This is a genomic window from Rhodococcus sp. IEGM1428 (genome assembly GCF_050321865.1).
GTDB lineage: Bacteria > Actinomycetota > Actinomycetes > Mycobacteriales > Mycobacteriaceae > Rhodococcoides.
Genome location: NZ_JBNQFW010000003.1, coordinates 351633 through 365098, shown reverse-complemented (window position 1 = coordinate 365098; position 13466 = coordinate 351633). Strand labels below are relative to the sequence as shown.

Genomic DNA, 13466 nt, shown 5'->3' with positions numbered 1-13466 from the left:
CGCTTCGAAACGACGAAACCGGCCGACCGCTGTGCGGTCGACCGGCCCGGAGGACTCTCCGCGCGCCGTCGTCGTGCATAGAAATTCATAGAGGGCTACGAAGTTCCGTGCACGTGCGACGAAGTCGCCCTACAACACCATTGCAAGGAAGCCCGCGCCGACGATGACGCCGATAACTCCGGTACCGACGGCGAGCGCCAGGTCCCAGCGTTCGGCAGGCTCGCCCTCGAGATCAGGGGTCCGGTCGGCCCACAGCGCCGCGGCGACGGCAATCAGGCCTGCGGCGATACCGAGCCCAGCGGCCCAGAACGAGACGATCGACAGGGCACCGAACATCACGGCGATTTCGGTCACCTGAGCGCGAGTACGGATGCGCCGATTCCACCACTTGAGCGGCATGTTTTCGTCCAACTCACTGGCTTTGAAGTTGGAAGAGGTGACGGTCACTGTCTACTCCTTTCGAGCAAGAATGTGCCTCCATTTTGGCACTCGGCAGCAGAGAGTGCCAAACCGCAGAGGGTCGACCAACGAGAAAAGACTATTCGGACCAGTTTCACTGGTCTAATCTGTGATGGTGAAGACGATCACCAGTACAGAAGCCAAGACGCGGCTCAACGCGATCTTGGCCGAGGTCGAGCAAACTGGCATCTCGGTCACGATCACCAACCACGGTCGACCGGTTGCTGTGCTGACGCCCGCTCGACCGACACCGCGCGTCTTCGGCCAACTGCGAGATCTCGTCGTGCCGGATTCTTTCGACGAACCTCTCCCCCCGTCGGAACTGGCCGCGTGGGGGTCGCCGGAGTGACGTCGTTCCTTCTCGACACCAATGCATTGCTGCGGCTCGTCACCGATCCGGAGAGGATGCCCGAGGACATTCGCAAGACCCTCGCCGATCAAGGAAACGAGTTGATGATCTCGGCCGCCTCGGCGTGGGAGATCGCGATCAAGACTCGGATCGGCCGACTCGACGGGGGCACCCTGCTGTCGACATGGACCGAGGTGTTGACGGGAATGAACGCGACCGACCTTGCTATCGACTCTGCAGATGCGTCGACGGCCGGGCGGCTCGACTGGGGCCACAAGGATCCGTTCGACAGAATGATCGTTGCCCAAGCCCTCCGTCGACACCTGACGATTGTCACGAGCGACCGAATCGTCATCGACGGGGCGTTGACGCCGACTCTCGACACCCGCGGGTGACCGCTTCAACCCCACAGAAGCTGCTGTCCCACAACAGCTTTCATCGGTCCGAGATCGAATGCCTTCGCATCGGAGATCACGTACGGGACGTGAATCTGCATCGCATACTCGCGATGTTCGAGCAGAATCTCGAGATGTGTGTCCGACGCCCCCTCGGCGGTCGCGTCGGACACGATGGCGTAAGACCGCACATCGTCGGCGACGGCACGCAACCGTCCGACGAGTTGTTCGTACACCGTCATGGTGGACGACGTATCCACCTCCACCGGAAGGATCCTCTGCCCGAGAGAGACGTGGTTGACGACAGCGACCGGGTCGAGTCCCCAGTTCTCGCCGATGCGTTCGGCGGCAATTTCGACGCAGACGTCGAGCAGATCGTCGAAATCTTCTTGGCACTCGGCGCTCGTCACTTCTCGCCACTTCGTCATCATCGAAAACCCCCATCGTCGGCCGGCTACCCACCTCTTCGACGGCACCCGACGGCGATCGGTTCCCGAAAATCGTACATTCGTACCAGTTTGTTATCTACCGTGGTACGTCGACGTGCGCGACAGCTCTGGGATCGACCCGGCCTCGACTAGACTCCCGTTGAAAGAAGGGGAGAAAGCAGGTCGTTGCGTCGTGGAGGAACACCGGTACAGGCGCATCTTCGCCTCGAGCCCCGTGGCGCAAGCTCTCTCCGACGCCGAAGGATTGTTCGTCGACGTCAACGCTGCCTACTGCGAACTCGTCGGCCTGTCCTCCTCTGAACTGATAGGTCGGTCCGCAACGGTTCACACTCACCCGGACGACCTTGCACTCCACGGCAACGTCGAGGATCTGATGGCCGCGGGCACGGCAGCTGGAAAGTCCGTGAAGCTCGAGGTGCGTTTCGTTCGACCGAACGACGAGATTCGCTGGGTTCTGCTCACCCTGGTTCCTTTTGTCGGCCCGTCCGACGCCGACTGGACACTCGCTGCCGTTCTGGACATCACCGAACGAAAAGAGATCGAGGACGGCATCCTGCGTGCGTCCCGAACAGATCAATTGACCGGGGCACTCAACCGTCGCGGCTGGTCGGACTACGTGGTGTCCGTCGTAGACGACCATTCGGTCGACACGGTCGTCGCGGTTCTCGATCTGGATCACTTCAAACAGTTCAACGACAACTTCGGCCACGCTGCCGGCGACGCGTTGCTTCGCGACTTCGTATCGACAGCTCGCAGCTGCATCGGCGACGATGGACTCCTGGCACGTTGGGGCGGAGAGGAATTCGTGATCACCCTGCGTAACTGCGATCGTCGAGACGCTCTTCGATCACTCGAAGCTCTCGCAGCCGCGATCGCATCTTCGGGGGTGACGTTCTCGGCCGGGTACACGCTTCAGCGACCGGACGAAGGTCTTCGCAACACTCTCGACAGAGCCGACGCACTGATGTTCCAGGCGAAGCGCGCCGGTCGTAACCGAATGGTCACCGACGCACCTCACTGAGCCTTGACTGATTTGCCAAAACAGCAATATTAATTGCCATTCTTCTTCCAGGCTGCCATTCTGACGTCACACACCGCGACGAAAGGCCATGACATGACGCACGCTTTCGACAAGAACTACTGGGAGCAGCACTGGGATGACAGAACATCCCACTTCGTCGCGGCCAATCCGTATCTCGTAGACGAAACAGCCGCCATGACACCCGGCACTGCCCTGGACGCCGGCTGCGGCGCTGGAGCAGAGGCAATCTGGCTTGCCGAGCAGGGTTGGCAGGTCACCGGTGCTGACATCTCCGCGGCCGCTCTCGCCACCGCCGCAAGGCAATCCGAGGCGGCGGGCGTCGACGTCACCTGGATCGAAGCCGACCTGACCACCTGGAATCCCGACGAGCGATGGGATCTGGTGATGACCCACTACGCGCATCCGTCGATTCCTCAACTGGACTTCTATCGACACATCGCGCAGTGGGTGGCACCGGGCGGTTCGTTGCTCATCGTGGGGCATTTACCTGATGGCGCGCACCATCATTCACACGAGGACACGCCGCCGCACGAGGCCACCGTGACCGCGAAAGACATCACTGCCCTGTTCGACGGCTCCTGGCGCATCGAGACGGCGACCGAACGTTCCAGGACCGTCGTTGGTACAGGCGTGCACTCGAAGATGTTGCGCGACGCGGTCGTTCGTGTGACCCGCCTGATCTGATCCATTGCCGCAACGACGTCCGTGGCCTCGAGGGTCAAGGTTCATTCAGCCCTCATTCAGATCTCCCCGAATGAGGCTGTGCACATGCATGTCATGCCACCCGTCTGCGTGACGTGCTGACCTACGACGAGTGCCCTCGAACTGGAATCCGGCTTTACCCGCCACCCGGCACGAAGCAGCATTGTCGACCGAGTGCTCGAGCTCGATGCGATTGAACGTCATGTCGTCGAAAGCCCATCGCGACACCGCTTTCACTGAGTTCGAGCACACTCCGCGCCCACGCGCCGAAACGGCCATCCAGTACACCAGTTCGGCTGTACCGTCGTATAAGTCGATAGCTTTCAACCCGATTCGCCCGAATAGAAGATTCGATGATGGATCGACAACAGCCCAATGAGCTCCGGATTCCTTGTGCCACTCGGACTGCCACCGTTCGATCCATCCCGCTGCTTCCTCGACGGAATCTGGGCGCCGAACGTGCCATTTTTGAATGAGTGGGTCCTGGAAAGCGTCCACTACCGCTGCTGCATCACCACCATCCCACGGCCGCAGCGACACTGACCGCGACACCTCGATGACGGGTTGATCAGCTCCGCCGAACGATCCCTCGGGAATTATGGGTTCGACCAGAATGGGCACGAGTCTCATTCTTACAGGACCGAACTGGCGATGCGCGATAACGCGGCCCCTGCGCGCCGACTCGCGGGATGCCCGCCTCGAACGCCGTCCGGCATCGAGCTGCCGGGTTGTGAACCTGAGACTGTGACGCTGCGTCTGACCGAGTAGGGGCAACACGTGCGGCCATGGTGCTGACTCCTCCTGTCGTCAGACACAACTGTCCCGATGTCAATTGTGCGACCTGCGGCCCGTGTGTTGCGCGACTCCCTGAAATCTGGGCAGAGTAGTCCAGTGAGCAACGAACGAGACGCCGGTCGTAACCGCCCGAGACAGCCGCCCTTTCGTGGTGTCCCAACCAACGAGATCCCCGAGCTAGTTCCACTCCACCTCGTTCTCGCCCGGAACGACACGATCGCGGTGTGGCTCACCGGTGCGCTTGTATACAGCACCTGCATGACGTTCACGGTCGAGGCCAGTGTGACTGCAACAGATCGATTCCTCGATCTGTTCGGCTTCGGGAGGCGTCAACCGGCGCACACCCCGCAGATGTTGATTGGCTTCGAGACCGCAGACGGTATCCGCGGAACCAATCTGCCGGGAAGGCGAAATGGGTTGAGCGGGAATGGAAGCAGCGGAAGTGCATTCCACGGCAAGGTCGGGCTCATTCTGTCCCCAGTCCCCCCATCCGGGCCGCTGGACGTGCATTTCTCGTGGCCTCATTTCGGTATCTCCGAAACGCGGCACACACTCGATGGCCACCAGTACGCGTCTGCAGCTGAGCGCGTTGTGACGTTATGGGACGACAGCGACCCGTCATCCAGTCCGATAGATATCGACGACAGAACAGTGCCTGAACTCGAAATCCCCTCCGGCGGCTGGTTTGCAACGGCGTTCGAGCTGCAGAAGCCTCCGCCTCCAGATCCGAACGCCCCGCAGCGGATCAACTTCGCGCACGTCCGAAAGGATACGTAACGCGAGCCATCGGGGCTCGACTCCGCACTGTGGCCAGTACGGCGCGAGGAAGCGGTACGACGACCACCGACGGCCGTGGACTTTCGCTGACAACCGAGGCTTGCGGAGCCGAGCCCCACCGCTGCAATGTTTGCAACCAACACTGGTCGTTGTGGACCGCAGGATGTTGGCCGATACGCTGACTCGATGGCGAGAATGGCATCGCTCGACACGTGGGTGTATCAGCAGCTCACGGGTGAGCAGACACGGTCGAAGCCACCCGGTCCGATACTGCTGACCATCGTGACGGCTGCCGTCGGGGTGTGGGTCTGCGTCAAACGAAATTGGTGGCCATCGCCGTTCGGCGCACACACCTGGGCCGACCCACTGCTGGGCCATCTCCTCGTCCTTCTGGTTCTGGCCGTCACTGGCTTGTTGTGGGCGATCCGAACCCTCTACGTGCTCGGCCGCGACCGACGTTGGTCCTGGTGGATACTCCCCGCGCCCGTCGTCGTCGCTGCCGCCTTCGCGTTCGTGGTGTGGGGGCCGAGCACTACCTTCCTCGACAAGCGCAGCGAGTTCGAGGCCATCGCCGCAGACATCCGAGAGAACCCGAACACGTCCCGCGAGGAATTCGAGATCGGTCCGTTCGACATCAGCCGCGCGCGAGGCGGTTCTTCGGGGGAGGTCTACTTCGTCGACAATTCGACCATCTTTTTGAGCTTTACGAGCGGGTGGGTGTACTCACCTGATCATGAACCGAGCGGCCGAGACGATGCCGATTTATCCTTTACGCACCTCGACGGCCCCTGGTACCGATACGAATCGGTGTACCGAGATTGATCTGCCGAACTCCCCACTAGTGAGAGGGTACGAAAAGAGTCCTCACGACCAGGTCCCGGCGTGGAACGCGTCCATCATGTCCTGCTCGATCGCGCCTCGCCGGGCGCGATTGTCCTTCCACGAATCGAACAGTCGCTTGGTGGTACCGATCATCGCAATACCGGGCACATCCGGCTGGTTCAGCGGCCCAGGAATTGGCCACCCGCATATCGAGTTCGCTGCGAGAACAGGATGAATCAGGCCTTCCACGGCCCGCGAGCTGATCACGCGGGTGAAAACGTTGATGGCCGCCTGCCATCGGTCTGTCGAAGGTGAGCCCAAGGGCATTAACATGTCCCAGCGAGCCTGCTCCCGGGACTCGCGCGTGACGGTCCGCCCGACGGCAATCATGTGCCGACCGACCCAGTCATCCATGTCTTTCGCCCAGACCGCGGGCTCGCGCTCGATGGCCGAACCGAACACCTGCAATTCCGCGAGTCCTGAGCCTGGCCCTGCCTCGCCGAGAGGATACGCACTGAGGTGGACGAGAAGGTCATCCCGTAAATCCCGAACCACCGAACTGTGCGGTGGATTGACCTGCAGCCGTTGAGCTTCCGCGATGGTTACGTACCCCGCAAGGATGTAATGACCGATATCGTCGCGCTCTCGTGGCATCATGGGACACCTGCAGAGGCCCTGTCGTGTGCTGGCATTCGTAAACACTCCCGGATACTCCGTTCGGGGACGAAGAGGTTCAGAGTACAGGTCGAACGGGGTGAGGTAATGTCGCAGTCATGACACTGCAGAAAGGCGCATGAGCGCCCCGTCGTCCGAGCGCAGACTCTTGCGCCCACGATACATTCGATTTGCTGCCGACCGGCTGTGGGTGATCGACGAAACCCAGCCTGTTGCAGCACTTCTCGAACCGAGATCCGGACAAGTCGATCGGTTCGTGTCCTGGCCCGAGATACCCTCACCGTCACCTGCACTGACGATTGCCTCCCACGAAGACCGTGTCTGGCTTCACTACCGCGGAACCGATGTTCTGGCCTGCGTGACCGTGGACGGCGTACATCACGCCGAGTACCTCGAGGGCACACATCTGCTGACCGCGGGATCGTCCGGAGCCTGGTGTTTTCGACCCACACGCATGCGTGACGACGTCGCTCGAACCGCGGAGGAGCCTCCGCTGCCCCGCCCGCGACCGCGACCACCTCTGCTCCTGGCCCACCCGGGCGGAGGCACCTCTACGATCGACGTCGACGGGGTTGTCGTCGCAGCCGACTTCGACGAACAGTCGGTCCGGCTGGGCGTCGAGCACACCCCATGGTCGCGCACCTATCGCGATACCCCGACTCCGGCAGGATATGTTCTCCAACAATCCAAGTCGTGGATTCGTCTACCGCTGGATGCAAGTAACAGTCGCATAGAACTCGACGACTACCCTCGATCCCGGGCCGACGGCGCATGGCACACCAGCGAGTATGCAGACATCACGTACAACGAACTGCACCGCCACAAGCGCGCGTTCGGAGACGGCGTCCGATGGCACTGGGGCGTGACAGACAGGCACGGCGGCGCTCTCCTCGTGAACGCATTCCGTGGCAATTCGTCGGTGCCGGTACGTGAGATCGAACTGCCCGGGGTCCGGGCCTACGAGGGCACCGCACACGGTGACCAGCTCCGGCTTCTTGTGAGGTCTGCAGACGAATTCAATTCGGAGCGCCACCTTGTTCGGCTCTCGATAGACACAGCAGAGTCCGAACTCGAAACCGCCATAGACGATCTGGACATCACGGGCTACTGCCGCCCCGTCGCTCACGAACCTCCTGAACATGTGTCGTACGTCCGGTACTGCGTTCGTCGACTCCACGGGCGACAGTTCTCGAAGAGAATGCACGACGTGCGGGCCGAATTCATCGGGGACTGGCCGCATGGCCGATTGCACATCAGTTTCACCCACGACGACTACGAGGGGCTCACCTTGGTAGCTCGACTCAACCTGTACGACGAACAGGGTCAACGTCTCGACGATATAACCTCCTATGTCCCGACGGAATTGATGGAGCAGGCAGACACCCGCGCCTACACGGATCGGTCGCGCGCCGTCGGAGGGGTGTTGTACGTATGACGCACTGGGTCGAAGTGCTGCTCGAGATCGTCGACGGTCCGCAGCGGCCGGTCATGGGTATCGCCCGCGCAATTCACGCCGACAACGGTCCGAGAAACGTCTACGACGGGCACTACGGCATCGTTCCGTCGTATGTGGGTTTCGGGCTCGGCGAAATCCGCCTGTTCCGTTTCGGTCGAAAGACACGCATGGAATCCCTCGACGGGAAACCGCTGTTCATCGCCGACGGCCAGACATGTTGGGTATTTCAAGCCGGTCACGAAGATCCGATCGAAACGAACGAGCTCAACACACGGATACCCGACCCGGGCCGGGATCTGATCGTGTCCCGCCCGGTCGAACACTGGGCGCGGCCGGGCCTCACCAGACCCATGCGTCCTATCGAAGAGGTCGAATTCCTCGGACGGCGATGCTGGAACGTGGAACTGCAGACCGGCAGCAAGAGCCCGCCGATGGTGCTGACGATCGACATCGAGACCGGGGCCGTGTTGAAGCAGACGTCCGAGGAGGGCAGTGCGGCGTACGTCGACTGCGATGTGTCGGACGAATTGCCGGACTCGACGTTCATATGGTCCGGCCCGGTCAGAATGCCTCGCAACGTGTTCGCCGAGGATCGGGCGCGAGAGGTGGAGCGATCGAAAAACAACATGCGATGGTTCCACGACAACGTCAGCGCGCAGCGCATACAGGCGGATGTCCTGGTCGACTTCACCCCGACCGAGGTGCGACGAGATCCAGACCATCCAGACGGCTTCGAAGCCCACTTCGAGAAGGGTGCCGGCAGATTGTGGCGGCGTGCGCGATCGAGCGAAGACTGGTTGCTCCCCGTGAACTGGACCGCTCACTACCCGACGCCGATCCGAGCATGGTCGACTGACGAGTTCGATTGGGCATGCGCACTAGGCCTGGGACCGGGCAGTTTGACCGACGCGACCTTGGCGCAACTCCAACACGCGCTTCACCCAGGCCAAGATGTGGTCGGTACACCCCCACTGAATCCGCAGCTCCATGAGAAAAGCGACTCGCCCTGACGGCAGCGTCACCACAAATGTGCTGCATACTGTTGCAGCACTTTAGTTTTCGTCGAACGTTCCGGGTAAAGGCGTAGGCGGGTGTTCCTGCGGGTTTCCCAGACGCATTCGCATCGACCATTTCGGGTCTTCGCTTGCCGCGATGAACGGCCCCGGCTCCTGGTCTCGACGGAATACGGAGTTTCGATCCTATGGTGACGGCGGTCAGGGGACGTCGTCTACGGTGAGTCCAATCCACCTCTCGTACTGATCCGCCGGGGCCAATTTCGGATAGAACGCATGTCGTAGGTCCGCGATGAGGCCCGCGTAATCAGAGCCTTGGGTTTTCAGCAAGGTCCACAGGACGTTGAACAAGGCTGGCAGTGGATCGGTCCAGCTGGCGTCGGTCAACGCGTTGACAGCGGCCAACGCGGCAGTGGGCGCGGTATCACCGCTCTCGGATGTGGTCCACAGTTGGATTCGTTTGTCGGCAGTGAAGGCATCGATGACGGCCGTGCTGTGTCGGTCGGTGAACGGGGGTGGCAACGGGCTTCCGTTGTCCAATGCGTCGAGCCCGTCCCGTATCCATTCGATATCGGCAATGCCGGCAATCGTGTAAGCACGTCGCGCTGCCCAAGCTGCTATCTTTCGGAGCTTGGGTGCGCGAGTGCGGACCAACGCGTCGACGAGCATTCTGTCGTGAGCAGCGAATTGCTTTGCGTAGGCAGTGTGTCGGAGTTTGTCGGTCGGAGGTCTGCCACCCCAGTCGATTGCTTCTTGTTTGGCCCAGATAGCCATCTGCTCGCGGCCGTATTTGAGGTACAGGGTTGCGTCCCCGGCCGGGTCGGGGTCCCACCAGTTACGTGTTCTGTGGGTGACGATGTCGTCGTCCCATGCTTTGTCGCGCTTGTGTATTCGACGCATCGGAGCGGGACGAGTGGTCTTCCAGATCTGTACGAGGTACTCCTCGGTCGGCTCGCTTACAGTCAGATCCCAGCGTGCATCGCGCCCTCTCGCGCTTACTCGAAAAGTATTCCAACCCTTGCGGATCGGTATGTTGGCGAAGTCGGGCGCGGCCTCGCCGTCCAGGCTGAGGACTCGGAACGATGCGGTGACCTTGATCGTGGCTTCTTCGATTACTTCCCATTCCGAGGGTGTGCTCGGTTCTCCGGGGTGTGCATCGAGCGTGTCGACGCTCACGGCTACCGGTCCGTACGCGACGCCGGTCATGATGGTGACGAAGTTGGGACCAACTTCGATGACGCTGCCGGTCGTTGAGGGTTCGTAGGTTTCAGCGCTCGGAGATCCCACGACGAATTGATGGTGATCGACCGACACGGTCCCGGTGCTCGACACGAAACTCACTCCTGACCAGATGTACGTCGAACTTGCTGAGGGTATTCGAAGCCGCCGAACCGGGCATCGAAGGAGATAGGCACAGAACAACCTAGCGAAGAGACACACGAGGGACTAGTGAGGACGGCCGGGCGGCCGCCCTGTTCGACGCCACCGCCTGGCGCGTCGACACCGAAGCCGAACGCTCGAGGACGGTCGGCGGACAAGACGGTCACTCGAAGACGCTGCGCGACGCGGTGGTTCGAGTCACCCGTCGGATCTGATCCGGCGTCGTTGCGGCCCGGGTGTACGGTCCGATGATGCAAGGCAAATCAGATGTCGACTTGTCCGGATTTATCCTCACCGACTTCGAGTCGTACCCGTGGTGACGTCGCAGCAGGACGACGCCGAAAGCCGCGTCGCTGACGCCGTTCTGGCGATCACCGGAGGGAGTCTGTCGTCGATGACGGAGATCCTGCGGGACCTGGGTGACGAGTTGGCCAACACGAAACCGGACCTGCCAGGTGCCAACAGTCCGTACGCCATCGTGTTCCACTGCGTAGCCGTGATCGAGTACTGGGCGGGCTCGGTGATCGCTGGCCTGAAGATCCCGCGGGACCGCGCCGCCGAGTTCACTGCCACAGGCCGGGTCGACGATGTGATCACCCGGGTCGACGAGGTTCGGGCGCGTCTACCCGAGTGGGTGGATGTCGCACTACGCGAAGGGATTCGCGATCGGACCGTCATGGGCACCACACGCCCTGAGCTCGCAACGGCCACCCCGGAATGGGTGTTGACCCACCTGGTGCGCGAGCTGGCCCAACACCTGGGCCAGCTCGAGCTCACACGCGACATCCTTCGTCGGGCGTGACCTACCTCTTCAACGATCGATGGTGACGTTCGGCCACGGTGGCCGTCTCACGACCGCCGCACATCCCAATGTCGCAGCAACGAGGCCGGTGAGTGCACCGATCAGATGGATACGGGCCGTGTCAGTTGTTCACGGCGGATGCGAGACCGTCGACCAGAGTCGGCAGGAAGTACGGAATCGACAGTGCCGTCGGGCCTACTGCAGCTCCGGCTTCCTGGCCGACGAATCCAGCGACTGCACCCGCGGCAACAGCCGGAATCTGGCGTGACACAGGCGAATCGACGAACTGCTGCAGGGCGTCGTCGGTGTCGACCTGAGTGAACACCACATCGGCGTCGATTTTCGAGATGTTTTCTGCCGAGACAGTGGTCGAGTAGGTGGCGTCGTCTGTCGCGAGGTCGGTCACCGATGCAGGCGAGATGAAGCCGAGATTCTCGAGCAGCTCCACGCGGGGGTCCGACGGCAGCAGTAGGTAGTACACGTCGGCGGCCTCGGACACGTATGCGATCGATCGGCCGTCGAATTCGGGATGCTGCTCACCTGCCTCGCTCACCTGCCGGTCCAGATCGGACACCAGATCGCGGGCCCGATCCGGAACGCCCAGAACATCTCCGGTGGTGGTGATGACATCGCGCCACGGCGTCGACCACAGCTCTTCGGGCGGGGCGATGACGGGGATTCCGGCATCGGTCACCGCGTCGTATTCGGCTTGCGTCAAGCCGGAGTGCGGGGCCAGCAGCACATCGGGATCGGCGGCGAGCACCTTCTCGACCGTCAAGGCGTTGGTGACGTTGTCGAGCAGAACCGGTGCCGTCTCGCCGCTCGCGTCGATCGCGTCGGAGATCCACGGGTAGATCAGATCGTCGCCGCCGCCATATTCGGCCGCGGGCATGGCCACCGGCACGACGCCGAGCGCGAGTACCGCGTCCGTGGTGCCGAAGCCCCAGGTCGCAACCCGTTGAGGCACGGCGTCGAGGGTGGTCTCGCCGTACATGTGTTGCACGGTCAGCGGAAACGAGCCGGTGGATGACGCTGCGGTCGGAGTCTCGGCGGTATCGGACGAGCTGCAGCCCGCGAGTGCGATGGACCCGGCCAACGCGGCGGTGAGCACGGCAGCGAATCGAGTAGTTGCGCGATGAGTCATGAATGTCCTGTATGTCGGTGATCGGACTTATAGGTTAGCCTTAGCTATCCCCGATGGTAAAACCGACCGCCCGGGGCTCACAGGAACCTCGCAGCGAGAGTCCAGGGTTCTCACCGGATCATCCCAGAGTATTGGCATTACCGAAAAGAACCGATGCCATCTCAGGAGATCAGACGATGCCCCCAATTCCAGAGCCCACCAACATTTCTGCCGGACCGACCTACGAGGGACGGCTGCTCGATCGCCCCACCGAAGAGGTGGTCGATCAGGGTGCCGGGTTCGACATCACCACCCTGATCACTCGCCGCCGCGTGCTCAGCATCGTCGGCGCGGGGGCTGGAGCGGTGGCACTCGCCGCCTGCTCCTCGACCTCGAACGGCGCAAGTGTCACCAGCACAACCACTTCCACGACGACGACTACCGGCACCGCGAGCGCGACAAGCGAAATCCCCCAGGAGACCAACGGCCCCTACCCGGCCGACGGCACCAACGGCGTCAATGTTCTCGAAGAATCAGGGATCGTGCGTAACGACATCACCTCCAGCCTCGACGGCGGAACCACAGTCGAGGGAACGCCACTCTCGTTCACCTTCACACTCACCGACATGGCGAACGACAATCGACCGTTCGAGGGTGCGGCCGTGTACGTGTGGCAGTGCGATGCCGCCGGCCTGTATTCGATGTACTCCGAGGGCGTAGAAGACGAGACGTACCTGCGCGGCATTCAAGCTGCCGGTGCCGACGGTACGGTGACGTTCGAGACCATCGTCCCCGGCTGCTATTCCGGTCGATGGACCCACATGCACTTCGAGGTCTATCCCGACGCGGCATCGGCAACCAACGCGGACAACGCTATTGCCACCTCGCAGGTCGCGTTCCCTCAGGACATGCTCGACGCGATCTACCAGCTCGACACCTACCCGAGCTCCGCGAAGAACCTGGCCCAGCTCGGCAGCCTCGACAACGACAACGTTTTCGGCGACGGCTACGACCTCGAGATGGGGACGTTCTCGGGCGACCCCACATCCGGTTACGTCGGATCCTTGGCCGTGGCCATCGACACCACCACCGAACCCGCCGCAGGCGGCGGAGCACCTGCCGGAGGTGGCGGTCAGCCTCCGATGGGCGGCGGCACTCCCCCTGCAGGCGGCCCACCGGCTGACGGCACCGCACCCACCAACTGATCCACTCTCCCCACACCCCGAA

16 protein-coding genes are annotated in these 13466 nt (G+C 62.0%); 10 read left to right on the top strand and 6 right to left on the bottom strand.

Annotation, left to right across the window (positions count from 1 at the left end; genetic code table 11):
- Positions 1–129 precede the first annotated feature (129 nt).
- The gene (locus ACQR3T_RS16485) at positions 130–447 is read right to left on the bottom strand and encodes a hypothetical protein (protein ID WP_428694173.1); all 318 of its coding nucleotides are present in this window, start codon (positions 445–447) and stop codon (positions 130–132) included.
- 127 nt (positions 448–574) lie between these two features.
- Here ACQR3T_RS16485 and ACQR3T_RS16480 point away from each other — a divergent pair, with 127 nt between their 5' ends.
- Both ACQR3T_RS16480 and ACQR3T_RS16475 read left to right on the top strand, forming a co-directional pair.
- Positions 575–808 (top strand): type II toxin-antitoxin system Phd/YefM family antitoxin, encoded by a 234-nt coding sequence (locus tag ACQR3T_RS16480; protein ID WP_428694172.1) that lies wholly within the window; start codon positions 575–577, stop codon positions 806–808.
- Entirely contained in the window at positions 790–1203 is a 414-nt protein-coding gene (locus ACQR3T_RS16475; RefSeq protein WP_428694171.1) for a type II toxin-antitoxin system VapC family toxin, read from the top strand. Before ACQR3T_RS16480 ends, ACQR3T_RS16475 begins: the two co-directional genes overlap by 19 nt.
- Before the next feature lie 5 nt (positions 1204–1208).
- Here ACQR3T_RS16475 and ACQR3T_RS16470 read toward each other — a convergent pair whose 3' ends face one another.
- Positions 1209–1634 (bottom strand): hypothetical protein, encoded by a 426-nt coding sequence (locus tag ACQR3T_RS16470; RefSeq protein WP_428694416.1) that lies wholly within the window; start codon positions 1632–1634, stop codon positions 1209–1211.
- Between ACQR3T_RS16470 and ACQR3T_RS16465 the strand changes: the two genes are divergently transcribed.
- Both ACQR3T_RS16465 and ACQR3T_RS16460 read left to right on the top strand, forming a co-directional pair.
- Positions 1540–2673 carry a GGDEF domain-containing protein gene (locus tag ACQR3T_RS16465; protein WP_428694407.1) on the top strand — a complete coding sequence of 378 codons (1134 nt, stop codon included), beginning with the start codon at positions 1540–1542 and terminating at the stop codon, positions 2671–2673. The two genes, ACQR3T_RS16470 and ACQR3T_RS16465, sit on opposite strands and share 95 nt — an antisense overlap.
- A 93-nt stretch (positions 2674–2766) precedes the next feature.
- Positions 2767–3378: a class I SAM-dependent methyltransferase gene (locus ACQR3T_RS16460; RefSeq protein WP_428694170.1), complete on the top strand. Its 612-nt coding sequence runs from the start codon at positions 2767–2769 to the stop codon at positions 3376–3378.
- Positions 3379–3423: 45 nt separating this feature from the next.
- Here ACQR3T_RS16460 and ACQR3T_RS16455 read toward each other — a convergent pair whose 3' ends face one another.
- Positions 3424–4026, bottom strand: a complete 603-nt coding sequence (locus ACQR3T_RS16455; protein WP_428694169.1) for a GNAT family N-acetyltransferase — start codon at positions 4024–4026, stop codon at positions 3424–3426.
- A 423-nt stretch (positions 4027–4449) separates the two neighbouring features.
- On the opposite strand from ACQR3T_RS16455, the gene ACQR3T_RS16450 reads away from it, so the two are divergent.
- Together ACQR3T_RS16450 and ACQR3T_RS16445 are read left to right on the top strand one after the other, a co-directional pair.
- Complete coding sequence (locus tag ACQR3T_RS16450; protein WP_428694168.1) at positions 4450–4968, top strand: hypothetical protein; 519 nt, start codon at positions 4450–4452, stop codon at positions 4966–4968.
- 186 nt (positions 4969–5154) lie between these two features.
- Positions 5155–5790, top strand: a complete 636-nt coding sequence (locus ACQR3T_RS16445; RefSeq protein ID WP_428694167.1) for a DUF1109 domain-containing protein — start codon at positions 5155–5157, stop codon at positions 5788–5790.
- A gap of 42 nt (positions 5791–5832) precedes the next feature.
- On the opposite strand, the gene ACQR3T_RS16440 is transcribed toward ACQR3T_RS16445, so the two are convergent.
- Positions 5833–6447, bottom strand: coding sequence for a hypothetical protein (locus ACQR3T_RS16440; protein WP_428694166.1), 615 nt, complete (start codon positions 6445–6447; stop codon positions 5833–5835).
- Positions 6448–6583: 136 nt separating this feature from the next.
- On the opposite strand from ACQR3T_RS16440, the gene ACQR3T_RS16435 reads away from it, so the two are divergent.
- Positions 6584–7900: a hypothetical protein gene (locus ACQR3T_RS16435; RefSeq protein WP_428694165.1), complete on the top strand. Its 1317-nt coding sequence runs from the start codon at positions 6584–6586 to the stop codon at positions 7898–7900.
- Positions 7897–8931 carry a hypothetical protein gene (locus ACQR3T_RS16430; protein WP_428694164.1) on the top strand — a complete coding sequence of 345 codons (1035 nt, stop codon included), beginning with the start codon at positions 7897–7899 and terminating at the stop codon, positions 8929–8931. The genes ACQR3T_RS16435 and ACQR3T_RS16430 overlap by 4 nt, the downstream gene beginning before the upstream one ends.
- A gap of 204 nt (positions 8932–9135) precedes the next feature.
- Here ACQR3T_RS16430 and ACQR3T_RS16425 read toward each other — a convergent pair whose 3' ends face one another.
- Positions 9136–10266, bottom strand: coding sequence for a transposase (locus ACQR3T_RS16425; RefSeq protein WP_428694163.1), 1131 nt, complete (start codon positions 10264–10266; stop codon positions 9136–9138).
- A gap of 361 nt (positions 10267–10627) precedes the next feature.
- Between ACQR3T_RS16425 and ACQR3T_RS16420 the strand changes: the two genes are divergently transcribed.
- The gene (locus tag ACQR3T_RS16420) at positions 10628–11116 is read left to right on the top strand and encodes a DinB family protein (protein WP_428694162.1); all 489 of its coding nucleotides are present in this window, start codon (positions 10628–10630) and stop codon (positions 11114–11116) included.
- 121 nt (positions 11117–11237) lie between these two features.
- On the opposite strand, the gene ACQR3T_RS16415 is transcribed toward ACQR3T_RS16420, so the two are convergent.
- Complete coding sequence (locus tag ACQR3T_RS16415) at positions 11238–12260, bottom strand: ABC transporter substrate-binding protein (RefSeq protein WP_428694161.1); 1023 nt, start codon at positions 12258–12260, stop codon at positions 11238–11240.
- A 176-nt stretch (positions 12261–12436) separates the two neighbouring features.
- Between ACQR3T_RS16415 and ACQR3T_RS16410 the strand changes: the two genes are divergently transcribed.
- Positions 12437–13444, top strand: a complete 1008-nt coding sequence (locus ACQR3T_RS16410) for a 3,4-dioxygenase subunit beta (protein WP_428694160.1) — start codon at positions 12437–12439, stop codon at positions 13442–13444.
- The last annotated feature ends 22 nt before the right edge of the window (positions 13445–13466 follow it).